The sequence below is a fragment of the Amycolatopsis sp. NPDC101161 genome (genome assembly GCF_044768185.1).
GTDB lineage: Bacteria > Actinomycetota > Actinomycetes > Mycobacteriales > Pseudonocardiaceae > Amycolatopsis.
In genome coordinates, this window is sequence record NZ_JBIWPI010000001.1 from 1,457,712 (window position 1) to 1,481,023 (window position 23,312).

Annotated in this window: 17 protein-coding genes; 13 read left to right on the plus strand and 4 right to left on the minus strand. The window is 71.2% G+C overall.

Translation table 11 applies throughout. From position 1 onward, the window contains the following. Positions 1 to 36 precede the first annotated feature (36 nt). The 3 genes from ACIRSS_RS07130 to ACIRSS_RS07140 all read right to left on the minus strand — a co-directional run bounded on the left by ACIRSS_RS07130 (position 37) and on the right by ACIRSS_RS07140 (position 5,165). Positions 37 to 1,476 (minus strand): flavin monoamine oxidase family protein, encoded by a 1,440-nt coding sequence (locus ACIRSS_RS07130; RefSeq protein WP_400891595.1) that lies wholly within the window; start codon positions 1,474 to 1,476, stop codon positions 37 to 39. Positions 1,477 to 1,478: 2 nt separating this feature from the next. Further along, positions 1,479 to 2,654 (minus strand): LLM class flavin-dependent oxidoreductase, encoded by a 1,176-nt coding sequence (locus ACIRSS_RS07135; protein ID WP_400882861.1) that lies wholly within the window; start codon positions 2,652 to 2,654, stop codon positions 1,479 to 1,481. Positions 2,655 to 2,879: 225 nt separating this feature from the next. Continuing rightward, a complete protein-coding gene (locus ACIRSS_RS07140; protein WP_400891597.1) occupies positions 2,880 to 5,165 on the minus strand; it encodes an ATP-binding cassette domain-containing protein in 2,286 nt (761 codons plus the stop codon). Between the two features lie 211 nt (positions 5,166 to 5,376). Between ACIRSS_RS07140 and ACIRSS_RS07145 the strand changes: the two genes are divergently transcribed. From ACIRSS_RS07145 to ACIRSS_RS07185, 9 genes are all read left to right on the plus strand, one after another. Then, on the plus strand, positions 5,377 to 5,859 hold the full coding sequence (locus ACIRSS_RS07145; RefSeq protein WP_400891599.1) for a MarR family winged helix-turn-helix transcriptional regulator: 483 nt from the start codon (positions 5,377 to 5,379) through the stop codon (positions 5,857 to 5,859). Between the two features lie 424 nt (positions 5,860 to 6,283). Continuing rightward, on the plus strand, positions 6,284 to 8,065 hold the full coding sequence (locus ACIRSS_RS07150) for an amino acid adenylation domain-containing protein (protein ID WP_400891602.1): 1,782 nt from the start codon (positions 6,284 to 6,286) through the stop codon (positions 8,063 to 8,065). Positions 8,066 to 8,122: 57 nt separating this feature from the next. Continuing rightward, positions 8,123 to 12,538 carry an amino acid adenylation domain-containing protein gene (locus ACIRSS_RS07155; protein ID WP_400891605.1) on the plus strand — a complete coding sequence of 1,472 codons (4,416 nt, stop codon included), beginning with the start codon at positions 8,123 to 8,125 and terminating at the stop codon, positions 12,536 to 12,538. Between the two features lie 54 nt (positions 12,539 to 12,592). Further along, entirely contained in the window at positions 12,593 to 13,843 is a 1,251-nt protein-coding gene (locus ACIRSS_RS07160) for a 3-deoxy-7-phosphoheptulonate synthase (RefSeq protein ID WP_400891608.1), read from the plus strand. Next, positions 13,840 to 14,607 carry a 2,3-dihydro-2,3-dihydroxybenzoate dehydrogenase gene (locus ACIRSS_RS07165; protein WP_400891611.1) on the plus strand — a complete coding sequence of 256 codons (768 nt, stop codon included), beginning with the start codon at positions 13,840 to 13,842 and terminating at the stop codon, positions 14,605 to 14,607. The genes ACIRSS_RS07160 and ACIRSS_RS07165 overlap by 4 nt, the downstream gene beginning before the upstream one ends. A gap of 11 nt (positions 14,608 to 14,618) precedes the next feature. Next, positions 14,619 to 15,263, plus strand: a complete 645-nt coding sequence (locus ACIRSS_RS07170; RefSeq protein WP_400891614.1) for an isochorismatase family protein — start codon at positions 14,619 to 14,621, stop codon at positions 15,261 to 15,263. Then, positions 15,260 to 17,131: an anthranilate synthase family protein gene (locus tag ACIRSS_RS07175; protein WP_400891616.1), complete on the plus strand. Its 1,872-nt coding sequence runs from the start codon at positions 15,260 to 15,262 to the stop codon at positions 17,129 to 17,131. The genes ACIRSS_RS07170 and ACIRSS_RS07175 overlap by 4 nt, the downstream gene beginning before the upstream one ends. Next, positions 17,128 to 17,700 carry a flavin reductase family protein gene (locus ACIRSS_RS07180; RefSeq protein WP_400891618.1) on the plus strand — a complete coding sequence of 191 codons (573 nt, stop codon included), beginning with the start codon at positions 17,128 to 17,130 and terminating at the stop codon, positions 17,698 to 17,700. Before ACIRSS_RS07175 ends, ACIRSS_RS07180 begins: the two co-directional genes overlap by 4 nt. Next, a complete protein-coding gene (locus tag ACIRSS_RS07185; protein WP_400891620.1) occupies positions 17,682 to 19,214 on the plus strand; it encodes a 4-hydroxyphenylacetate 3-hydroxylase family protein in 1,533 nt (510 codons plus the stop codon). The genes ACIRSS_RS07180 and ACIRSS_RS07185 overlap by 19 nt, the downstream gene beginning before the upstream one ends. A 64-nt stretch (positions 19,215 to 19,278) precedes the next feature. Here ACIRSS_RS07185 and ACIRSS_RS07190 read toward each other — a convergent pair whose 3' ends face one another. Further along, the gene (locus ACIRSS_RS07190; protein ID WP_400891623.1) at positions 19,279 to 19,941 is read right to left on the minus strand and encodes an O-methyltransferase; all 663 of its coding nucleotides are present in this window, start codon (positions 19,939 to 19,941) and stop codon (positions 19,279 to 19,281) included. A 206-nt stretch (positions 19,942 to 20,147) separates the two neighbouring features. On the opposite strand from ACIRSS_RS07190, the gene ACIRSS_RS07195 reads away from it, so the two are divergent. The 4 genes from ACIRSS_RS07195 to ACIRSS_RS07210 are packed head-to-tail and all read left to right on the plus strand — an operon-like array spanning position 20,148 to position 23,312. After that, a complete protein-coding gene (locus ACIRSS_RS07195; protein ID WP_400891625.1) occupies positions 20,148 to 20,651 on the plus strand; it encodes a VOC family protein in 504 nt (167 codons plus the stop codon). Further along, complete coding sequence (locus ACIRSS_RS07200; RefSeq protein WP_400891628.1) at positions 20,651 to 21,565, plus strand: hypothetical protein; 915 nt, start codon at positions 20,651 to 20,653, stop codon at positions 21,563 to 21,565. Before ACIRSS_RS07195 ends, ACIRSS_RS07200 begins: the two co-directional genes overlap by 1 nt. Before the next feature lie 3 nt (positions 21,566 to 21,568). Continuing rightward, entirely contained in the window at positions 21,569 to 22,432 is an 864-nt protein-coding gene (locus tag ACIRSS_RS07205; RefSeq protein WP_400891630.1) for an LLM class flavin-dependent oxidoreductase, read from the plus strand. A gap of 10 nt (positions 22,433 to 22,442) precedes the next feature. Further along, on the plus strand, positions 22,443 to 23,312 hold the full coding sequence (locus ACIRSS_RS07210) for a PhzF family phenazine biosynthesis protein (RefSeq protein WP_400891632.1): 870 nt from the start codon (positions 22,443 to 22,445) through the stop codon (positions 23,310 to 23,312).

Below are 23,312 nucleotides of genomic sequence, written 5' to 3' on the forward strand. Positions count from 1 at the left end.
GGAGAGGCGCGGGGCCGCGGAAAAATACACGGCGGCTCAGGCCGCGGTGCTCAGTTCGACGAACGCCCGGACCCCCGACTCGAGCGCGTAGTTCATCGACCCCCCGTTGGGTTCGAAGCTCGTGTGCTCACCCGCGAAGTGGATGCGGTGCTCCGGCGCGCGGATGGCCGGCATCAGCTTGCTGTGGCCGCGCTCGGGCAGGACGTACGACCCTTCGATCCACGGCTCGTGGTCCCACGCCACCGAAACCCCCAGCTCGAACTGCTCGTGCGCTCCCGGGAACATCGTGTCGACGTGGTCCAGCGCGAACCGCACGCGCTCCTCGCCGGTCATCGCCGCGATCGCGCGGGCACGCCAGCCCGTCATCAGGACCTCCAGGATCCGCCTGGGGCCGGGCTGGTTCGCCGTCGCGTCGCGGACCCAGCGGATCGGCAGGTCCGTCGACACCGAGACGTTGTGCCCCTTCCAGAACTGCTCGCGCACTTGCAGGTACACCCGGACGATGGACGCGTACCGCAGCTTGCGCGTCGCCTCGATCTTGGCGTCGGTCAGCCGCGCGTGGCTGACGTCGACGTGGCGGATCGCGCTGAACGGCACCGTCACCACGATCCGGTCGGCGGTGGCCCGGGCCAGCCGGCCGTGGTCGAGGTAGGTCACCGTGGCCGAGTCGTCGTCCTGGTCGAGCCGCACGACCGGGGCGCGGTAGCGGATGCGGTCGCGCAGCTCGTGGGCGAAGGCGCGGGGCAGCTCGTCGGTGCCGCCGGCGATCTTGCCCCACCCTTCGGTCGAGGTCAGCAGCGAGCGGTAACCGCTTTCATGACGCAGCCACGACAACGCCGACGCCGAAAGCAGGTCGCCGCCGCGCATCTCCAGGAACATCGGTTCCATCAGGTCGATCGCCGTCTGCGAGGCGCCCCGGGCGCGCAGCACTTCGTCCACAGAGGATTGATCGAGCTCCTCGAGGTCGGCCGAGGGCGCCCAGTGCGGGGCGGTCAGCTCGGCGCCGAGCTCGTCGGCCGCCGCCGTGACGTACCGGGCGATCAGCTCCGGCACGCCGAGGCCGCGCTCGTGCTCGGCGAGCGGAAGACCCGCCGCCGCCAGGGAATCCGCGTCCGGCCGGACGAACCGGCCGTCGACGAAGTAGGAGAAGTCCTGGTCGAGCAGGTCCGACCGGTCCAGCCCGACGTCTAGCCGCTGCCGGTAGTGGGTGACGTAGTGGCATTCCGGCGTCACGGTCATCGCCCCGGCCTCGACTTGCAGGCCGTCGGCGAACGGCTGCCGCAGGGTGCGGGCCCGGCCGCCGGCGCGTTCGGTGGCTTCGAGGACGGTGACTTCGCAGCCGGCCCGGTGCAGCTCGTACGCGGCGGCGAGGCCCGCCAGCCCCGCCCCGACGACGATCGCCGTCCGGGGCGGGCGCAGGCCGCGCAGGTCCTCGCCGAGGTGCCGGCGCAGGTCGGCGGGGGTGGGGGCGGGCACCGTCACCAGCTCCAGCCGCGCTCCGCGGGCGGGGTCCAGACGTTCGCCTTCTCCAGGTACGGGAAGACCTCGCCCATCAGCTCGATCTGCTCGGCTTCGTACATCACCGGCAGGAACATGAACCCGCGCACGCCGGTCTCGCGGTGCAGGTCCAGCAGCTGCCCGGCGACCGTCTCCGGCGACCCGACCAGCACCTTGCTGCCGCACGCGAGGCCGAGCGTGCGGGCGATGTCGTCGAACTCGCCCTCGTAGTTCTCCTGGTAGGTCTCGCTGCCGCCCATCAGCTCGGTCGCGATGTCGCGGGCGGCGCCCATGTCGAGCGAGTCGCGCACCCACGAGAACTTCTCCTGGGCCTCGGTGTCGGTCTTGCCGAGCAGCACGCCGACCGCGCCCGCCATGTTGACGTCGAGGGGGTCCCGGCCGGCGGCTTCGGTGCGCTCGGCCAGGGAGTCGACGGTCTTGCGGACCTTCGAGTAGTCGTCGGGCAACGGCGTGAACGCGAAGTCGCAGGTCTCGGCGATCAGCTGCTGGCCCGCGGCCGAGACGCCCGCGTTGAACAGGCACGGCCACGGCTGCTGCTCGATGTGGGGGCCGATCAGGCTGCCGCGCAGGTCGTGGTACTCGCCGTGGAACTCGACGTGTTCGCCGCGCGAAGCCCACAGCGTCTTGACGGCTTCCACGGCCTCGGTGGTGATCTTGTAGCGCAGGTCGTGGTCGGTGTCGGTGGGCGCGCCGAGCAACTCGGCTTCCGGCGTTTTCCAGCCGGGCACGATGTTCCAGCCCCAGCGGCCGCCGCTGAGCGCGTCCAGGTTGGCGCCGAGGCGGGCGATGACGCCGGGGGAGAGGTACCGGGTGTGCATGGTGGTGACGACGCCGATGTGCTGCGTCGCGGCCATCACGACCGGCGCGTAGATCGGCGCCGAGATGTGCGGCTGGGCGTGCCCGATGCGGGCGCTGTTCTCGCCGTGGGTGATGTAGCCGTCGGCGAAGAAGACGTAGTCCATGCCGATGTCTTCGACGCGGCGGGCGAGGTCCATCTGCGTGGCCGGGTCGAGCGAGTCCGGGTTGCGGTCGGCGACCGCCTTGGACGTCGCGGTGGGCGTCGGCGAGCTGAGCCACATGAAGCCGAATCGCAGCTGCCCGTCGGGGAGGCGGTCCTTGGTCGTGCCACGGGACATGCGCATCTCCTATCCGATGGTTGCTTTCAGGCAACCATAGTAATCACGCGATAGGGTGAAGTGTCAACCGTTTACCTTGTGGATCAACTAAAATCCACGAGTTAGCAAGTCCTTTGTGGACAGTTAACGAATACGGCGGGAAATCATTTCGCGGTCAGCCGACCGCGCGGTCGTGCGGAGGCCGCGGCGGCGGGAATCCGCCACCGCGGCTGCCGAGAGCGTCTTTCAGGCGTTCTTCAGGTCCGCCCGCAGGTATTCGGCCGTGTAGGACTTGCGGTCCTTCAGCAGCTTCTCCGGCGTCCCCTCGAACAGCACGCGCCCGCCGTGGCGCCCGGCTTCCGGGCCCAGGTCGATCACCCAGTCCGCGTGCTTCACGACGTCGAGGTCGTGCTCGATCACCACCACCGTGTTGCCGCCGTCCACCAAGCGGTCCAGCAGGTCCAGCAGGTGCCCGATGTCGGCCATGTGCAGGCCGGTGGTCGGTTCGTCGAACAGGTAGACGTTGCCGGTCTCCCGCAGCCGGTGCGCGAGCTTGACGCGCTGCCGCTCGCCGCCGGACAGCGTCGACAGCGGCTGCCCGAGCGTCAAGTACGAGAGCCCGACCTCGGCCAGCAGCTCCAGCTTGCGCGTGATCGCCTCCTCGTCGAAGAAGCCGAGCGCCTCTTCGACGGTCAGCGCTAGGACGTCGACGATGTTCTTGCCCCGCAACGTCTTGTCCAGCACCTCGGGACGGTAACGCTGCCCGTCGCACGCCTCGCAGATCGTGGTCACCGGGTCCATGTACGCCAGGTCCGTCTCGATGACGCCGCGGCCCTTGCACTCCGGGCAGCCGCCTTCGGAGTTGAAGCTGAACAGGCCCGGCTGCGCGTTGTTGGCCTCGGCGAACAGCTTCCGGATGACGTCCATGACGTCCAGGTAGGTCGCCGGCGTCGAGCGCGTCGACACCCCGATGGCCGACTGGTCGATCATCACCGCGTCGGGGTGCTGCTGCCGGAGCGCTCCCGAGACGAGGGTGCTCTTACCCGACCCCGCCACCCCGGTCACGACGGTGAGCACGCCGGTGGGGATGTCGACGGTCACGTCGTGCAGGTTGTGCAGGGCCGCCTTCTTGATCGGCAGCTGCCCGGTCGGCTCGCGGAACTCCTCCTTGAGCCCGGGGATGTGCGTCAGGCACTTGCCGGTGAGCGTCGACGCTCGCCGCAGCTGCTTGACCGTGCCTTCGAAGACGACCTCGCCGCCGTGCGTGCCCGCGCCGGGGCCCATGTCGACGACGTGGTCGGCGATGGCGATGACGTCGCGGTCGTGCTCGACGACCAGGACCGTGTTGCCCTTGTCCCGCAGCTCGCACAGCAGTTCGTTGAGCCGGTGCACGTCCCGCGGGTGCAGTCCGACGCTCGGCTCGTCGAAGACGTAGGTCAGGTCGGTGAGGCTGCTGCCGAGGTGCTTGACCGTCTTGAGGCGCTGGCCCTCACCGCCGGACAGCGTCGAGGTCTCGCGGTCGAGGCTCAGGTACCCCAGCCCGATCGCTTCGACGCGTTCGAGCGCCGCGAGTGCGCCGGCCAGCACCGACTTCGCCGCCGGGATGTCCAGCGACTTCAGCTCGGCGATCAGCTCGCTGACCTCCATCGCGCAGTGGTCGGCGATGGACTTGCCGTGGATCTTCGACGCGAGCGCCGCCTTGTTCAGCCGGCCGCCCTTGCACACCGCGCACGGCCCTTCGACCACGATCTTCTCGACCTCGCGGCGGTCGCGCTCCTTGAGCGTGTCCAGGCCGTTCTTGAGGTAGCGGCGGGTGAGCTTGACGACGACGCCTTCGTATTCGTTCGAGTAGTTCTGCCGCTTGCCCGAGCGGTCCACCCGGAACCCGCCGCCGTGCAGCAGCAGGTCCCATTCCTTCTTGGTGAACTTCTTGAGCGGCTTGTCCGGGTCGAACAGCCCGGACTGCGCGTAGAGCTGCCACATGTAGGTGCCGATGGCGAACAGCGGCGAGTCCAGTGCGCCCTCGTTGAGCGACTTGTCGTAGTCGATCAGCAGGTCGAGGTCGAGTTTCGTGGTCTTGCCGAGGCCCTGGCACTCCTCGCACATGCCTTGGGGGTCGTTGAACGAGTACAGGTTCGACGACCCCGCGCTCGGCTTGCCGTATCGGGAGAAGAGCACGCGCAGCATCGCGTGGATCTCGCTCATCGTGCCGACGGTCGAGCGGGCGTTGCCGCCGATCGGCTTCTGGTCCACGACGATCGCCGTGGACAGGTTGCTCATCCGCTCCGCGCGCGGCCGCTCGTGCTTGGGCAGCCGGTTGCGGATGAACCAGCTGAAGGTCTCGCTGAGCTGCCGCTGCGACTCGACCGCGATCGTGTCGAACACGATCGACGACTTGCCCGAGCCCGACACGCCGGTGAACACGGTGATCTCGCCCTTGGGGATGCAGAGCGAGACGTTCTTCAGGTTGTTCTCGCACGCACCCTCGAGCACGATGTGGCCGCCGGTGCGCCGGGTTTGCCCGTTCGCCATGACCTGCGCCTCCTCGTCCCGGGACGGCGCGTGCGCGGCACCGGGGTCGATCGGACGATTGGTTTCCGTTCGGCAATCACTTTACCAGCTCGAGTCCTTCGCGGCCGCGCGAGGAGTGCCGTGCCTCGAGGGTGACCTGCGGGCGAACGGGAAGTGATATCCTCTGACCTTCCGACTGCGGTGCGCTTTTCCTCGAAAGCTGAGGTGGGCAATGACGAAGTTCCACGGTTCCCCGACCGCCCCGCCGGGCCGTCCCGGCGAGCTGGAGAACGCGCTCTCCTACCTCCAGTGCGTGCTGGTGGCGCGGCGCACGCGCGCGACCCCGGAGAAGATCACCTGGTCGCAGTACGACGTGCTGGAGACGCTGCGGATCCACGGCCCGATGACGCCCTCGGCGATCGGGGAGTCCCTGGGCATCTCGCGCCAGAGCACGTCCAAGCTGCTGCGCGTGCTCAAGGACCAGTTCCTCATCGAGCAGGCCTCGCGCGGCACCGACCGGCGCGAGCAGACCACGTCGCTGACCGAAGAGGGCGAAGAGTTCCTCATGCGCGCAGCTCAGGGCCGCCGGGAGACCGCGAAGGTCGCCGGCGCCGCGCTGACCGCGGGCGAGGCGAGCCTGTTCGCCGAGCTCTGCCAGAAGGTCGCCGACTCGCTGCACTCCACACCCCAGCCTTTCCCGCTCCGCGACGTTTGAGCCGCGCCGGTCACGCCCGGCCCCCAGACGTGCACACCGTGTGGCGGATTCCCCGGCTCCGGGGTGCCCAAACGCGGCCGCGGCGATGTCACGCGGTGTGCACGCCGGGCCCCCGCGCCCCCGTTGCGCCGATCGGAGCAGCGCGCACCGCTGATGGTCGTCAATCCACCCCGGATCCCCGCGCCCGAGTTGCGGCACCAGCGCCGGCCGGTACCGTTCGCGCGCGAATTCACCGCTATTCACCATTTTCTCAGGTAATCGTTTTCAGACGATAAGCGCGACCCTCGGTTATTTGAGTATTCGACGATTTCCGGCGGGTTGACAGTCCTCCGGGCCCTTTGCATACTGGTTGCTGAAAAGAAATCATCTCATCTCAATTGATCATTGCTGCCGCCGTGCGCGGCGGCATCGGACAGGGGGATCCATGCCCGTCGACGGAAATCCGGCCGGGCGCGAAGAACTCGTGCTGCCGCGGCTGTTCGAGCGCGCCGCCGCCGACCATCCACATCGGACGGCCCTGAGCGGCGACGGCCCCGAAGTGTCCTATGCGGACTTGAACGCCCGCGCCAACCGGCTCGCCCGGACCCTGCGCGTGATGCAGGTCCGCGACGGCGCCCCGGCCGGCCTCTTCCTCGACCGCTCGACGGACCTCGTGGTCACGCTGCTCGCGGTCCTCAAGGCCGGCGGCTGCGTCGTCCCGCTCAACCCGGCCTACCCGGCCCGGATGATCCGCCACATCGTCGAGGCGACCGGCCTGCGGACGGTCGTCCACCAGGGACAGCCGTCGCTGGCCGAGGCGGATCTTCCGGTCCGGCAGGCGCACGTCGCCGACCTCGTCGGGGAAAGCGCTTCACACGAGGACGGCAACCTGCCCACGGCCCCGGCCGCCGGGGACGACGCGTTCGTCCTCTTCACCTCCGGGTCCACCGGACGGCCCAAGGGCGTCCGGCTGGCCCACCGCGGCCTCGCCCGGCTGGCCGTCGCCGACCCGAAGCTGACGGTCACCCCGGACGACTGCCTGGTGCAGCTGGCCGCGTTCTCCTTCGCCGCGTCCGGCAACGAGTTCTGGCTGAGCCTGCTCAACGGCGCCGAGCTCGTCCTCCTGCCGCCCGGCCTGCCGTCGCTGTCCGATCTGCGGGACGTCGTCGAGAAGCGCGGGGTCAGTGTGCTGAGCCTGCCTTGTGGACTGTTCAACCTCTTGGTCGACAACGAGCTCGACGTCCTGCGCCGGCTGCGCGTGATCATGGTCAGCGGCGACTTCCCGTCCCCGGCGCACCTGGCGACGGCCGCGGAACACACCACCGCCGCGATCTTCAACGGCTACGGCTGCACCGAAAACTCGGCCATCTCGTCGCTGTACCCGGTCACGCCGGCGGTCCGCGACCTCGACCGGGTGCCGGTCGGCAAGCCGCTGTCCGGCGTCACCATGGAGGTGCTCGACCAGGACCTCAAGCCGTGCCCGCCCGGCGACGCCGGCGAGCTGGTCATCGGCGGCCTCGGCGTCGCCAACGGCTACCTCGACCTGCCGGACGTCCAGGCCGAGAAGTTCATCGACGGCGGCGCGCGCTACCGCACCGGCGACCTGGCCCGGCTGACGCCCGACGGCGACGTCGTGCTCGTCGGCCGGTCCGACAGCCTGGTGAAGATCCGCGGGTTCCGCGTCGAGACCAGCGCCGTCGAGCTCGCCCTGAAGTCGTTCGACGACGTCGAGCACGCCGTCGTCAAGGCGTTCGGCAACGAGGCCAACGAAAAGAGCCTCGTCGCGTTCTACACCACCTGGAGCGGTCAGGAGATCGGTACCGGCGAACTGATCGCCCAGCTCGCCGACTCCCTGCCGGAGTACATGATCCCCTCGGACTTCCGCCGGCTCGACGCGATGCCGGCGAACCTCAACGGAAAGATCGACCGGGCCGCCCTGCACGACCCGCGCGCCCGGTCCCGGGAAGAAAAGGAGCAGCCCATGACGAACCCCCTCGAAACGGTCATCCTGCAGATGTGGCGCGACATCATCGGCACCGACGACTACTCCGCCACCGACCCGTTCGTCGGGCACGGCGGCAATTCCCTGCACTTCGTGAAGTTCGCTTCCGGGCTGCAGTCGGTCTTCGCGGTCGAAGTGCGCCCCGAAGACGTGTTCCGGCACGGCACCGTCCGCGGGCTGGCCGAGCACATCGAGTCGCTGCGAGCGGGCGCTCCCGCGCGCTGAGCCGGCAGACCGAACCGACGCACGGGGGGCCGCGATGATCGGAGAGGTACTGACACCATGGAAAACCCACTCGAGTCGGTGATCCGCCGGACCCGTTCCGGCGTCACCGCCGACGGTGCGGCCGGCCACGAGCAGTTCGCCGGGCTGCTCAGTGCGCTGCTGGGGGTCACCCTGGGGGCCGACGACGTCCGGCGGCACGAAGATCCCGCCGACCTGGCGCGCCACATCGACGACCTGCGCGGCGGCCCGCCCGGGCTGACCGCGACCCCGGCGGACGGTCCCGCCCCGGCCTCCTACGGCCAGCGGGGCATCTGGTTCATCGACCAGTACTCGCCGCACCCGGCGGCCTACAACGCGCCGTTCGTGTTCACCGTCAAGACGCCGCTCGACACCGGCGTGCTCCACGACAGCCTGCGCGCGCTCATGGCCCGCCACGAAATCCTGCGCACCACGTTCACCGCCGAGGACGGCGACGTCCGCCAGCACGTCGGCGCGGAACCGGCCTGCGACTTCTCGGTCGTCGAGCTGAGCGCCGGCCGGCCACTGGACGACGTGGTCGCCGAAGTCGTCGACACCGAGTTCGACCTGGCCGCCGGACCGCTGGTCAAGGTGGTCTGCGCGGTCGAGCCCGACGGGCCGACGCACGTCGTGTGCAGCATCCACCACATCGTCTTCGACGCGGCCTCGGCCGGGGTGTTCCTCACCGAGTGGTTCACCCGCTACCACGCCGCGCTCGCCGGGGACGCCTACGACGAAGGCGAGCCCCGGCCGCAGTACCGCGACTTCGCCCGCCGGCAGCGGGAAACCGTCCGCGGGGAGCGGCTGGAAGAGCTGCTCGCGCACTGGGAGACGCGGCTCGCCGGGCCGTTGCCGCTGCTGGACCTGCCGGCGGACCGGCCGCGGCCGCAGGAGCAGTCGCACCGCGGCGACATCGTCCGCTTCGACCTCCCGCCGGAGCTGACCGACCGGCTGCGCCGGCTCGCCGCCGACGAGGGCGTCACGCTGTTCATGCTGCTGGAGGCCGCCTACGCGGCGTTCCTCCACCTGCACACGCGCCAGGACGACCTCCTCGTCGGCAGCCCGGTCTCGCTGCGGGACCTGCCGGAGACGGCCGACATGCTCGGCTACTTCGTCAACATGGTCGTCTTCCGCCACAGCGTGCGCGCGGACCTGCCGCTGCGGGAGCTGTACGCGCAGGCGAGCACCGAGGTCACCGAGGCGCTGCGGCACAAGGACGCGCCGTTCGAGAAGGTCATCGAGCGCGTCAACCCGCCGCGCAGCCCGAGCCACTCGCCGGTCTTCCAGACCATGTTCGTGCTCCCGGACTCCGACTGGGCGGCCCTGGACCGGCTCGGCCTGGACGCCGACCTCGACCTCTACGTCAGCCGCAGCTCGAAGTACGACCTGTCGCTGATCGTCGAGCAGGACGGCACCGCGCTGCGCGGGGTCTTCGAGTACGACACGGCGTTGTTCGAGCGCGAGACCGTCGAGGCGTTCGGCGACCGGTACGTCCGGCTGCTCGACGCCCTCGTCGAGCACCCCGGCGGCACGGTCGGCGACCTGGGGCTCCTGTCGGAAGAGCAGGAGCGGGAGGTCCTGGAGTGGTGCGCGCCGCCGGCGGAGGACACCACCCGCCGCCCGGTCGCGGAGCTGTTCGAGACGCAGGCCGCGGTCACCCCGGACGCGCCCGCGCTGGAGCACGGCGACCGCGTGCTGACCTACCGCGAGCTCAACGGCCGCGCCAACCGTCTCGCCCGCGACCTGCGGGCGAAGGGCATCGGACGCGGCGACCGCGTCGGCATCCACGTGCCGCGGTCACCGGAGATGGTCGTCGCGCTGCTGGGGGTCCTGAAGGCGGGGGCCGCGTACGTGCCGGTCGACCCGTCCTACCCGGCCGAGCGGATCGAGTACATGCTCGCCGACTCCGGCGTCGCGCTGGTGCTGGAGTCCGTGGAGCCGGAGTCCGCCGACGAGACCGATCTGGGGCGGCTGAAGAGCGGCGACGACGAGATCTACGTGATCTACACGTCCGGCTCCACCGGCCGGCCCAAGGGCGTCGTGCTCACCGAAGCCACGGTCACCAACCTCGTCGAGTACATGCGCCGGACCTCGCCCATCGGCGCGACCGGCCGGACGCTGCAGTACATGACGCTGTCGTTCGACGTCTCGGTGATGGAGATCCTGGGGACGCTCTGCGCGGGCGGCACGCTCGTGCTGATCGACGAAGACCTGCAGAAGGACCTGCACCGGCTCAGCGGCTTCCTGCGCGACCACCGGATTTCCCGGACGTACTTGCCGTACGTCGCCGTGCAGCAGCTGGCCGCCGTGGCCGAGGACAAGCCGTTCCCGGACCTGGTGGAGGTCGCCTCCGTCGGCGAACAGCTGGTGATCACCCCGCAGATCCGCGAGTTCTTCGCCCGCCGGCCGGAAATCCGGTTCCTCAACATGTACGGCCCGTCCGAGACGCACCTCGCGTCGGCGCACGAGCTGACCGGGGACCCGGCCGGGTGGCCGGAGGCGCCGTCGATCGGCGGCCCGATCGGGGGCCTGTCGATGCTGGCCCTCGACGAGGGCGGCCGGCTCGTCCCGCCCGGGGTGCCGGGGGAGCTGTACCTCGGCGGCGATCTGCTCTCGCCCGGCTACCACGGCCTGCCCGAGCAGACCCGCGAACGGTTCGTCGAGACGCCGTTCGGGCGCCTCTACCGCACCGGCGACCTGGTCCGCTACGACCGCGACGGCGAGTTCGACTACCTCGGCCGCGCCGACACGCAGATCAAGATCCGCGGCTACCGCGTCGAACCCGCCGAGGTCGAAGCCGCGCTCAACGAGCTGCCCGGCGTCCGCGCGTCCGCCGTCGCCGCGGTGGCGTTCGGCGCGGGGGACCGGCGGCTGGCCGGCTACCTCGTCACCGACGACGAGATCGACCCGGTCGCGGTCCGCGCCGCGCTGTCGGGGTCACTGCCGGACTACCTGGTGCCGTCGCACTTCGTGCGGCTCGCCGCGCTGCCGACCGCGCCCAGCGGCAAGATCGACCGCAAGGCGCTGCCGGACCTGTTCGACCCCGGCACGGCGGGCTCGTCCCGGCCGCCGGAGACACCGACCGAGCTGGCCGTCGCCGAAGCGTGGACGGACCTGCTGGGCACCGGCGGAGTCGGCCTCGACGAGGACTTCTTCGCCGCCGGCGGACACTCGATCCTCGCGACCGAGCTGATGTACCGGCTGCGCAAGCGCTTCGACGTCGACGTCCCGCTGCGGACGCTGTTCGACGACCCGACCGTCGGCGGGATGGCCGCGCGCATCGACGCCCTGGTGGCCGGCACCGACGACGGCGGCCGCGTCGACCTGCGCGCCGACGTGAAGCTGCCGGAGCACATCCGGGCCACCGAAGGTCCGGCGACCGCCGAGGACGTCCTGCTCACCGGCGCGACCGGGTTCCTCGGCATCCACCTGCTGCGCGAGCTGCTGGCCGAGACGACCGGCCGGGTGCACTGCCTGGTCCGCGCGTCGGACGCCGAAAGCGCGTGGGAGCGGATCGCCGAGACGGCCGGCCGTTACGGCATCGGGGAGTTCCTCGATCGCGACCGCGTCACCGCCGTGCCGGGCGACCTCGCCGCCGAGCGGCTGGGACTGTCCGAAAAGGACTACGAAGACCTCGCCCACCGCGTGGGCACGATCCACCACACGGCCGCGCACATCAACTTCGTCGCGCCCTACGCGTCGGTGAAGCAGGCCAATGTGGACGGTCTGGTCCGGGTCGTCGAGTTCGCCGCGGCCGGGCCGGTCAAGCCGGTGCACTACACCTCGACCGTGGCGGTGTTCTCGCCGAAGCCGCGGGCCGAGGCGATCACCGAGGACGACGTCCCGGACGACGCCGACGACCTCACGATCGGCTACACGCAGAGCAAGTGGGTCGCCGAAGAGGTCGCGCGGCTGGCCCGCGACCGCGGGGTGCCGGTGACGATCTACCGCATCGGCCGGATCGCCGGCGACAGCGAGACCGGCGCCCTGCAGGCCGAAGACTTCCTGTGGCGCCAGGTCAAGAGCTTCCTCGAGCTGGGCGTCGTCCCGCCGCCCGAGGAGCACGACACCGACCTGCTGCCGGTCGACTTCGTCGGCCGCGCCCTGGTCCGGCTGGCGAAGGCGCGGCCGGCCGGAAACGACACCTGGCACCTGTTCAACCCGGACATCAAGACCTTCGACGTCGTCTACCGGGCCATCCGCGAACTGGGGTACCCGCTGCGGGAGATCCCGGTGGGGGAGTGGCGGGCGGCGCTCGCCGACCGCGACAACCCGCTGTCCGCGATGGCCCCGCTCTACCAGGAAGGCGCGCTCGACATCGGCGACAACACCTACGCCAACGAGCGCACCGGACGCGAGCTGGCCCGGCTGGGCCTGCGCTGGCCGGAGATCACGCCGGCCGTGTTCACGAGAATGATCGGCTATTTCCGTGAAACGGGCGAATTCACCGGCTGAGGCCGTATCGCCCCCGTTCTTTCCCGATTTTCCCTCTCCAGCAAGGAATGCGCGATGAGGAAGACGCTGCCCGCACGCGCCCGGCCGGTGCTGCACCGCACCCCCGAGCCGAGCGCCGAGACCCTGACCGGCTACCCGGCCGCCCAGCAACCCGAGTGGCCCGACCCGCACGCGCTCGCCGAGGTCCGCGACACCTTGGCCGAGCGTGAAGACGTCGTCGGTCCCGCCGAAGTGCTCCAGCTGCGGTCCCTGCTGGCCCGCGCGGCCGAAGGCGAGTTCTGCGTCCTGCAGGCCGGCGACTGCGCCGAGGACCCGGCCGACACCGGCGTCCACGCGGTCGCCCGCAAGGTCGGCATGCTCGACACGCTCGCCGAGGTGATGCGCGTCGGCTCCGGCCGCCCGGTCCTGGAGGTCGGCCGGATCGCGGGCCAGTACGCCAAGCCGCGCTCGGCGAACGTCGAGGAGGTCGACGGCCGGGAGCTGCCGGTCTACCGCGGCCCGATCGTCAACAGCCCCGAGCCGACGGCCGAAGCCCGCACCCCCGACCCCACCCGGATCCTCGCCGCGCACCGGGCCGCGCTCGACGTCCGCGCGTCGATCGGGCGCCTCGGCCGCGGTGCGGGCGCCGACCCGGCCGAGCGGATCTGGACCAGCCACGAGGCCCTGCTGCTCGACTACGAGGTCCCGCTGGTGCGCGGCATGCCGGGCGGCCGCCGCTACCTCGCGTCGACGCACTGGCCGTGGATCGGCGAGCGGACCCGGCGCCCGGACGGCGCCCACGTGCACCTGCTGTCCACTGTGGTCAACCCGGTGGCGGCGAAGGTGAGCGCGAAGGCGTCGATCGAGGACGTCCTCGAGCTGTGCGGGCGGATCGACCCCTTCCGCACCCCCGGGCGCCTCACGCTGATCCCGCGGTTCGGCGCCGCCCGGATCGGGCAGCTCGCGCCGCTGGTGCGCGCGGTGCGCGACGCCGGGCACCCGGTGCTGTGGCTGTGCGATCCCATGCACGGCAACACGGTCGTCGCCGACGACGGGCTCAAGGTCCGCTGGCTCGAGGACATCATGAACGAGCTGCGCCAGTTCGTCCGGATCGTCACCGTGGAAGGCGGCGCGTGCGCCGGGCTGCACATGGAGGCGTCGCCGAGCGAGATCTCGGAGTGCCACGGCGCCGGCATCACGGCGTCGCGCGGCCCCGGCTACACGACGCTGTGCGACCCGCGGCTGAACCTGACCCAGGCCGTCGCGCTGACCGCGCACTGGCAGCCCGAGGCCACCCACGAACTGAGGACGGAGCTGGCGTCATGAGCGTGACCCTGGTGACCGGCGCGGCGAGCGGGATCGGCGCCGCGACGGCGACCCTGCTGGCCGGGCGCGGGCACACCCTCGCCCTGTTCGACCGCGACGAAGCCGCCTTGGCCCTGGTCGCGAAGCCGCTGCTGGACGAAGGCCACAGCGTCTACACCTACACCGTGGACGTCACCTCCAGCGCGGAGGTCGACGCCGCCGTCGAGCGCGTCGAGAACGGCTTCGGCCCCATTTCCGGCCTGGCGAACGTCGCCGGCGTGCTGCGGATGGGCCGCGTGGCCGACCTGTCCGACGAGGACTGGAACGCGACCTTCGCGGTCAACGCGACCGGCGTCTTCCACGTCTGCCGGGCGGTCTCCCGCCGGATGGCCACGCGGAAGGCCGGTTCGATCGTCACGGTGGCGTCGAACGCCGCCGGCGTGCCGCGCAGCCACATGGCCGCCTACGCCGCGTCGAAGGCCGCCGCGACCAGCCTGACCCGCAGCCTCGGCCTGGACCTCGCGCCGCTCGGCATCCGCTGCAACGTCGTCGCGCCCGGCTCGACCGACACCCCGATGCTCCGGTCCATGTGGACGGACGAGACCGGCTCGCAGTCCACTTTGGACGGCGATCCCGGCCAGTTCCGGCTGGGCATCCCGCTCGGGCGCATCGGGTCGCCCGAGGACGTCGCCCGCAGCGTGGCGTTCCTGCTGTCCGACGAAGCCCGGCACGTCACTCTCGCGACCCTGCTCGTCGACGGCGGCGCGGCCCTCGGCGCGGTCTGAAAGGAGGCCTGATGAGCGGCATCACGATCGAACCGTACGACCTGCCCACGTCCGTCCCGGTCAGCACCGCGGGCTGGCGGGCCCACCCGGGCCGCGCGGCCCTGCTGATCCACGACATGCAGCGCTACTTCGTCGGCTTCTACGCCCAAGACGGCGAGCTGCGGCGCACGCTGGTCGGCAACATCGTCCGGCTGCGGGAAACCGCGGACCGGCTGGGGATCCCGGTGTACTACACCGCCCAGCCCGGCTCGATGACGCCCGAGGACCGCGGGCTGCTGCAGGACATCTGGGGCCCGGGCATGAAGGCCACCCCGGCCGACCGGCAGGTGATCGACGAGCTCACGCCGACACCGGCGGACCTCGTGCTGACCAAGTGGCGCTACAGCGCGTTCCACCGCACCGACCTGCTCGACCGGCTCCGGGGGGCCGGGCGCGACCAGCTGATCGTCTGCGGGATCTACGCCCACGTCGGCTGCCTGGTCACGGCCGTCGAGGCGTTCACGCACGACATCGAGACGTTCTTCGTCGCGGACGCGGTCGCCGACTTCGGCCCGGACGAGCACCGGCTGGCCGTCGACTACGCGGCCCGCAACTGCGCGGTCGCCACGACGACGGCGGCGCTGGCCGGGCAGCTGGAAGGCGCGGTGGTCGCGTGAGCCGGCTGCCGATCCGCGCGGGGTCGCCGTACGCGATCCTGCACCGGCCCGGCAGCGGCCGCGGCGACCAGGTCGAGGTCGTCTCCGGCCCGGTCCGCACGGCCGGCCGGCTGGCCGACCTGACGCTCGACGAGGGGTCGTGGGAAGGCCGCAGCCGGCACACCAAGCTCGTCCTGCTCCCGTACCGGCAGCTCGCCGAGCGCGGCTACGACTGCCCGGACGACCAGGTTCCGTTGCAGGTGATGGACATCGAGTCGCAGGCGACGCTGACCGTCGCCGAGACCCTGGCCGCGCTGCCCGACCACGCCCCGCCGCTGGAGAACCGCGCGTTCGACCTCGGCGACGACGAGTACGCCCGCACGGTCGAGCGGATCCTCGACGACGAGATCGGTGCCGGCGAGGGCGCGAACTTCGTGCTCTCCCGCAGCCTGCGCGGCCGGTTCCCGGGCTTCGACGACGACGTCGCGCGGGCGGTGTTCAAGCGCCTGCTCGGCGCGGAAGCCGGCGCGTACTGGACGTTCCTGGTCTTCACCGGCGAGCGCTACCTGCTGGGCAGCACGCCGGAGCAGCACGTCCGGCTGTTCGACCGCACGGTCACGATGAACCCGATCAGCGGCACCTACCGCTACCCGGAAGGCGGCGCCGACGCCGGCGGCCTGCTCGAGTTCCTCCACGACGAGAAGGAGGCCGACGAGCTCTGCATGGTCGTCGACGAGGAGCTCAAGATGATGGCCGAGCTGTGCGACCGCGGCATCCGGGTGTCCGGGCCGCGGCTGCGGCGCATGTCGCGGCTCGCGCACACCGAGTACTCCCTCGAAGGCGAGACCGGCAAGCCGCTGACCGAGGTGCTGCGGCACACGCTGCTCGCGCCGACGGTCACCGGCAGCCCGCTGGTCAACGCCTGCCGGGTGATCCGCCGGTACGAGCCGAAGGGGCGCGGCTACTACAGCGGCGTCATCGGGCTCGTCGGCAGCGACGACGACGGCCGGCGCTCGCTGGACTCGGCGATCCTCATCCGCACCGCGGACATCTCGCCGGGCGGCGACGTCCGGCTGGCGGCCGGGTCGACGATCGTGCGCGAGTCCGCGCCGCTGTCGGAAGCCGCCGAGACGACGGCGAAGGTGTCGGCCGTCCTGAAGTCGCTGTCCGGCGAAGCCCGCCAGTCCGCGACACCCCCGCCGCCGACGTCGTCCGATGAGGTGCGCTCCGCGCTGAAGGCCCGCAACCGGGGCAAGTCGCGGTTCTGGCTCGACGGCGCCCGCCCCGGCCGCGGCTCGCGGGTGCGCATCACGGTCGTCGACGCCGAAGACGCGTTCACCGCGATGCTGGCCTACCAGCTGAAGTCGGTGAACTGCGCGGTGACGACCGTGCCGTGGGACGCCGGCGAGCTGCCGGAGCACGACCTCGTGCTGCTCGGCCCCGGGCCCGGCGATCCCAACGACGTCGAGGGCGCGAAGGTCGGCCGGCTGCGCGCGCTGGCCGCGGACCTGCTGCGCTCGGGCCGCCCCCTCGCCGGGGTCTGCCTGGGCCACCAGGTGCTCTGCGCCGAACTGGGGTTGCCCGTCCAGCGGCTCGCGCGGCCCAACCAAGGACGTCAGGCGCACGTGACGATCGACGGCGAGCGGCGGGCGGTGGGCTTCTACAACAGCTTCGCCGCGCGCACTCCCGACGACCGCGTCGAAGTGCCCGGCCGCGCGCCCGCCGACGTCGTGCGCGGGCTCGACGACCAGGTCATCGGCCTGCGCGGGCCGCGGCTGGCGACCATCCAGTTCCACGCCGAGTCGTTCCTCACCGAGGACGGGCCGGCCATCCTGCGCGACGTCGTCGACCACGCTGTCGACCACGCCACCGAAGGAGGAACCCCATGACCACGACCGCCCCGGCGTTCGACCGGGCGAGGCTGAGGGCCTTCCTCGGCCACTTCACCACCGGCGTCACCGTCGTGACCTACCGCCGCGGCGAGCTGGTGCGCGGCGCGACCGTCAACGCGTTCACGTCCGTGTCGCTGGACCCGCCGCTCGTGCTCGTTTCGCTGGACCGGCGCAGCCGCTCGGTCCAGCACCTCGGCGACGGCCCGTTCGTCGTCAACATCCTGGCCGAGGACCAGCGCGACGTCGCCCTGCACTTCGCGGGCAAGCCCCTGGAAGACGACGCCGTGCCGTGGGCCGACCTCGACTCGCCGGTGCCGCGGCTCGCGGGCACGGTCGGGCACGTCGAGTGCACGCCGTGGCGCGCCTACGACGGCGGCGACCACGTGCTGCACGTCGGCGAGGTGACCGGCCTCGACCTGGCCGGCGGACGGCCGCTGCTGTTCTTCGGCGGCGAGTTCCCGCGCCTGGCCGAAGAACCCGAAGCACCGCACTGGTCGTGGTCGCTGGACGACCCGATCGCGCCGCAGCCCTTCGCGGCGCCGCACCGATGGGAGGCAGCCAAGTGAGCGAGACGACGACCCGGCCGATGACCGGGGACGAGTACCTGGAAAGCATCCGCGACGACCGCGAGATCTGGGCCTACGGCGAGCGCGTCGACGACGTGACCAAGCACCCCGCGTTCCGCAACACCGCGCGGATGACCGCCCGGCTGTACGACGCCCTGCACGACCCGGCGAAGAAGGACGTGCTCACCACACCGACCGACACCGGCAGCGGCGGGTTCACGCACAAGTTCTTCCGCGCCCCGAAGTCCACAAAGGACCTCCTGGGCGACCGGGACGCGATCGCCGAGTGGGCCCGGATGAGCTACGGCTGGCTCGGCCGCAGCCCGGACTACAAGGCGAGCTTCCTCGCCACCCTGGGCGTCGACCCGGGCTACTACGGCGAGTTCGAGGGCAACGCCCGGCGCTGGTACGCCGAGGCGCAGGAGAAGGTCCTGTTCTGGAACCACGCGATCATCAACCCGCCGGTCGACCGGCACAAGGCGGCCGACGACGTCGGGGACGTGTTCGTGCACGTCGAGGAGGAGCGCGACGACGGCCTGGTCGTCAGCGGAGCCAAGGTCGTCGCGACCGGGTCCGCCTTGACGCACGGCAACTTCATCGCCCACTACGGGCTGCCGGTGAAGAAGCGCGAGTTCGCGCTGGTGGCGACGCTGCCGATGGACTCGCCGGGGCTGAAGCTGATCTGCCGGCCGTCGTACGCGCTGCAGGCCGACACGATGGGCAGCCCGTTCGACTACCCGCTGTCCAGCCGCCTCGACGAGAACGACACGATCTTCGTGCTCGACAAGGTGAAGATCCCGTGGGAGAACGTCTTCGTCTACGGCGACCAGGCCAAGGCGGCGACCTTCCTGTCGGCGTCGGGGTTCCTGAACCGCTCGACGTTCCACGGCGTGACGCGGCTGGCCGTCAAGCTGGACTTCCTGGCCGGGCTGCTGCTCAAGGGCGTCGACGTCACCGGCACCAAGGACTTCCGCGGCATCCAGACCCGCATCGGCGAGGTCCTGGCGTGGCGCAACATGTTCTGGGGCCTGAGCGACGCGATGGCGCTGAACCCGGACCCGTGGAAGGACGGCGCGCTGCTGCCGAAGCTCGACTACGGCATGGCCTACCGCTGGTTCATGACGATCGGCTACCCGCGGGTGCGCGAGATCATCCACCAGGACCTGGGCAGCGCGCTGATCTACCTCAACTCCCACGCCAGCGACTTCCAGAACCCGGAGCTGCGGCCCTACCTGGACAAGTACGTCCGGGGTTCGTCGGGCTACGACGCCGTCGAGCGGGTCAAGCTGATGAAGCTGATCTGGGACTCCGTCGGCACCGAGTTCGCCGGCCGCAACGAGCTCTACGAGCGGAACTTCTCGGGCAACCACGAGAACGTCCGGATCGAGATGCTCACCGCGCAGCAGATGTCCGGGCAGGTCGACGGCTACAAGGGGTTCGCCGAGCAGTGCCTGGCCGAGTACGACCTCGACGGCTGGACCGCCCCGGACCTGATCAACCCCGATCGGCTCTGACGTGTGTCCCGAATGGACGGAGGGCCTCCCCGCGGTGCGGGAAGGCCCTCCGGTCGGGGGTCCGTCAGCTCTCGACGAGCATCAGGCAGAACCCGTCGTGGCCGCGGCTGCCGACGGTCTGCACGGTCGTCGCGGTGACGCGCGGCTCGTCGGCCACCAGCTGGTTGAACCGGCGCACGCCCTGCACCGCCGGGTTGGGGCTGTCGGCCTCGACGACGAGCCCGTCGAGCACCACGTTGTCCACGACGATCACGCTGCCCGGGCGGGTCAGCTTCAGGGCCCAGCCGAAGTACTCCGGGATGTTCGCCTTGTCGGCGTCGATGAACACGAAGTCGAACGGCTCACCGCCCGCCAGCGTCGGCAGCGTGTCGAGGGCCTTGCCGACGCGCAGGTCGACCACATCGGACAGACCCGCGTTGTCGATGTTCCGCTGCGCCACTTCGGCGAACGACGGTTCGGCCTCCAGCGTGGTCAGCGTGCCGCCCTCGGGCAGCGCGCGGGCCAGCCAGATCGCGCTGTAGCCGCCGAACGCGCCGACCTCGAGGATCCGGCGCGCGCCGTGCGTGCGGGCGAGCAGGTGGAGGAACTTGCCCTGGTTGGGCGCCACCGCGATCTCCGGCAGCCCGGCCTCGGCGCTCGCCTTGGCCGCGAGGTCCAGGGCGGCGTCGTGCTCCACCATCAGGGCCGAGGTGTAGGTGTCGATTTTCGTCCACTGGTCTTCGCTCATGTCTCCCGATCGTACTGGAGGATCGCGCGCGGCTTAAGGGAGAATCGAAATTCTTTTGCCGTCAACTTGATTTCCCGGCGGCAACCAATGTAGGCTCGAAGGAGATCGGGCGGTTGTATTCACCGCCGCTCCCCGTGATCCATCAAGGCCACTCTCGAGGCGCCGTCTGGGAATGTGAACCGGCGCCGGAAGAAAGGATGGCGACCATGACCGAGAACGCCGTGGCGACCCTCGAGTCGCCGCGCCTCGCCTCGCTGCGCGCGGCCGCGTTCCACCACCTGGGGATCCAGACCGCCGACCTCGGCAACTGCGTCTCGTGGTACCAGGACTTCTTCGGCTGCAAGGAAAACTGGTCCCTGGAGGAGTTCTCCGAGCTGACCACGAGCCGGCTGCCCGGCATCGTCAAGCTCGTCGAGCTGCGGGCCGGCGGCACCCGGTTCCACCTCTTCGAACGCGCCGGCGCGGGGGCTCAAGCCCCCGATCCCGGCGAGGCGCAGTTCCAGCACGTCTGCATGGAGGTCGGCTCGGCCGCCGAAATGCGCGCGTGGCAGCGCCACTGGATGAAACTGTACGAATCCGGCCGCTACCATTTCGTCCGCGACGAACCGGCCACGGAGATCGTCACCGACGCCGACGGCGTGCAAAGTTTCTACGCGTTCGACGTCAACGGCCTGGAATACGAGTTCACCTGGATTCCGGAGGCCGCGTGATGACCGTTCCCGTGCTCACCGAGGTCCCCGTGCGCGAGGGGTGGGACTTCGGCGACTTCCCCTACGGTCTCGAACCGCTGACCATCCCCGACGCGGGCACCGAGCCCGACGGCGACGGCCCGTGCTCCCGCTTCGCGGGCCTGTGCACGCACCTGGAGCACCTCTCCCGCGAGGGCGCGCCGGGCGCGGTCGAGCCCGTCGAGTCGTCCGACCGGCTCTACTGGTTCCGCTGGATCACCGGTCACCAGGTGACGTTCGTGCTGTGGCAGCTGGTCGCCCGCGAACTGGCGCTGGCCGAACGCGGCGAACGCGACCGCGAGGCCGCGCTGGCCTCGGCGGCCCTGTTCACCCGCGGCTTCAGCGCGATGCTGCTCTACACCAGCTCGACACCGATCGACGTCTACCACGAGGTCATCCGGCCGAGCATGTTCCTGCAGCACCGCGGGTTCAGCGGCACCTGGGCACCGGACTTCGCCCCGGTCCGCGACCTCTACCGCGGCAAGGGCCTGCCGGACGACGACTCGCCGGGCGTCAAGGCGCTGCGCGACGAAGTCGGCTTCTACCAACGCGTCCACGGCGGCATCGCGGCGAAGCTGGTGCCCAGCGGCCGGTCGCTGCTGCAGGACGCGTCCGGCGCCGCCGAGCCGACCCACCCGGACGTGCTCAGCGTCGTCTACGACAACTACTTCATGACGCTGCGGGCGCCCACGTCGCTGCCCGACGTCGTCGCGCAGCTGCTGCGGCGGCTCAACGCCGTGGCGCTGGACGTGTCCGTCAACGGCGTCGACTCCGTGTCCGACGCCGCCGACCCGCCGGCGGAGCTGACCAGTCCCGAGGTCCGCTCCTGCGAGGCCGGGTTCGTCGGCCTGCTCGCCGACGTCGCCGCGTGCGCCGCCGGCTCGCCGGCGGACTGAGCCGTGCGCCACGGCATCGTCCTGCTGCCCGAGCAGCGCTGGTCCGCCGCGCGGGACCGCTGGCGCCGCGCCGAAGAGCTCGGGTTCGACCACGCCTGGACCTACGACCACCTGATGTGGCGCTGGCTGCGCGACGAGACCTGGTTCGGCTGCCTGCCGACGCTCACCGCCGCGGCCGGGGTGACGTCGAAGATGCGGCTCGGCTCGCTCGTCGCGACGCCGACGTTCCGTCACCCGGTGCCGTTCGCCAAGGAGCTGATGACGCTCGACGACATTTCCGGCGGCCGGCTGATCTGCGGCGTCGGGTCGGGGGCCGGGGGATACGACGAGAGCGTCTTCGGCGTCGCGCCATCGGGTAGCCGCTCTGCGCGGTTCGCGGAGTTCCTCGAGCTGACGGAGCTGCTGCTGCGGCAGCCGCTCACGTCGTACGAAGGCCAGTACTACCGCTGCGAAGACGCGTGGATGGAGCCGGGGTGCGTGCAGCGGCCGCGGGTGCCGTTCGCGGTCGCGGCGACCGGCCCGAAGGCGATGGGCCTGGCCGCCCGGTACGGCGAAACGTGGCTGACCGCGGGCGCGCCGGGCCGGTTCGACGCCCGCCGCTGGGACCTGGTCGTGCCGGAGCTGAAGGACCAGCTCCGGGCGTTCGAGGACGCGTGCGTCGCGGCGGGCCGCGATCCGGCGTCGGCCGGGAAGCTGCTGGTGACCGGCGCGACCGTCGGGGGCGTGCTGGACTCCGCGCAGTCCTTCCGGGACGCCTCGGGCACGTTCGCCGACCTCGGCTTCACCGACCTGGTCGTGCACTGGCCCCGCGAATCCGAGCCCTACCAAGGGGATGAGCGCGTCCTCGACGAGCTGGACCTCTCCTGAAGGGAGCAGCATGCCCGCGTACGAGATCGTCAACATGTTCGCCGACCACGTCTACGCCGGCAGCGCGCTCGGCGTCGTCCCGAAGGCCGGCGACCTCGACACCGCGGGCATGCAGGCGCTGGCCCGCGAGATCAACCACACCGAGACGGCGTTCGTCCTGCCGCCCACCGGCACCGGCGCCCACTACCGCGTGCGGGTCTTCACCCCCGAGGCGGAATCGCCGTTCGGCGGCCACTCCAGCGTCGGCACGGCGGTGACGCTCGCGCGGCTCGGCCTGGTGCCCGCCGGGCGGGTCGTGCAGGAGTGCGGCCCGAAGCGGCTGCCCCTGGACGTGACCGCCGAAGCGGGCAAGATCACCGCGAACGACCCCCTGGAGAGCGAACCGCTCGACCCGGGGCCCCTGCTCGGCGCCGTCGGCCTGCCCGCCCCCGCGGCCGACGGCGCCCGCCCCGCCGCGTGCGGCTTCGGCCCCGCGTTCCACTTCCTGCCGGTGCGCGCGGACGCCGTCGCGGCCGCGGAACCGGACTTCGCGGCCATGGCCGCCGCCGGCCTCGCCGACGTGCTCGTGTTCAGCTGGGACGCGGCGACGAACACCGCGCACGGCCGCCTGTTCGCGCCCGGCTACGGGATGCCGGAGGACCCGGCGTGCTCGTCGGCCGCGCTCGGCCTCGGCGTCTGGCTCGTCGAGGCGGGGTGGCTCACCGGCGAGGGCGTGCACGACTTCACGCTGCGCCAAGGCCGTGAGCAGGGCCGTCCGTCCACTTTGTACTGCTCGGTCCGGGTCGCCGACGGCCGGCCGGTGTCGGCGTCGGTGTCCGGTGCCGTGCTGCCGGCCGGGTCCGGCGAGCTGGCCGACCCGGACCGCGAGAAGGGAAGCTGA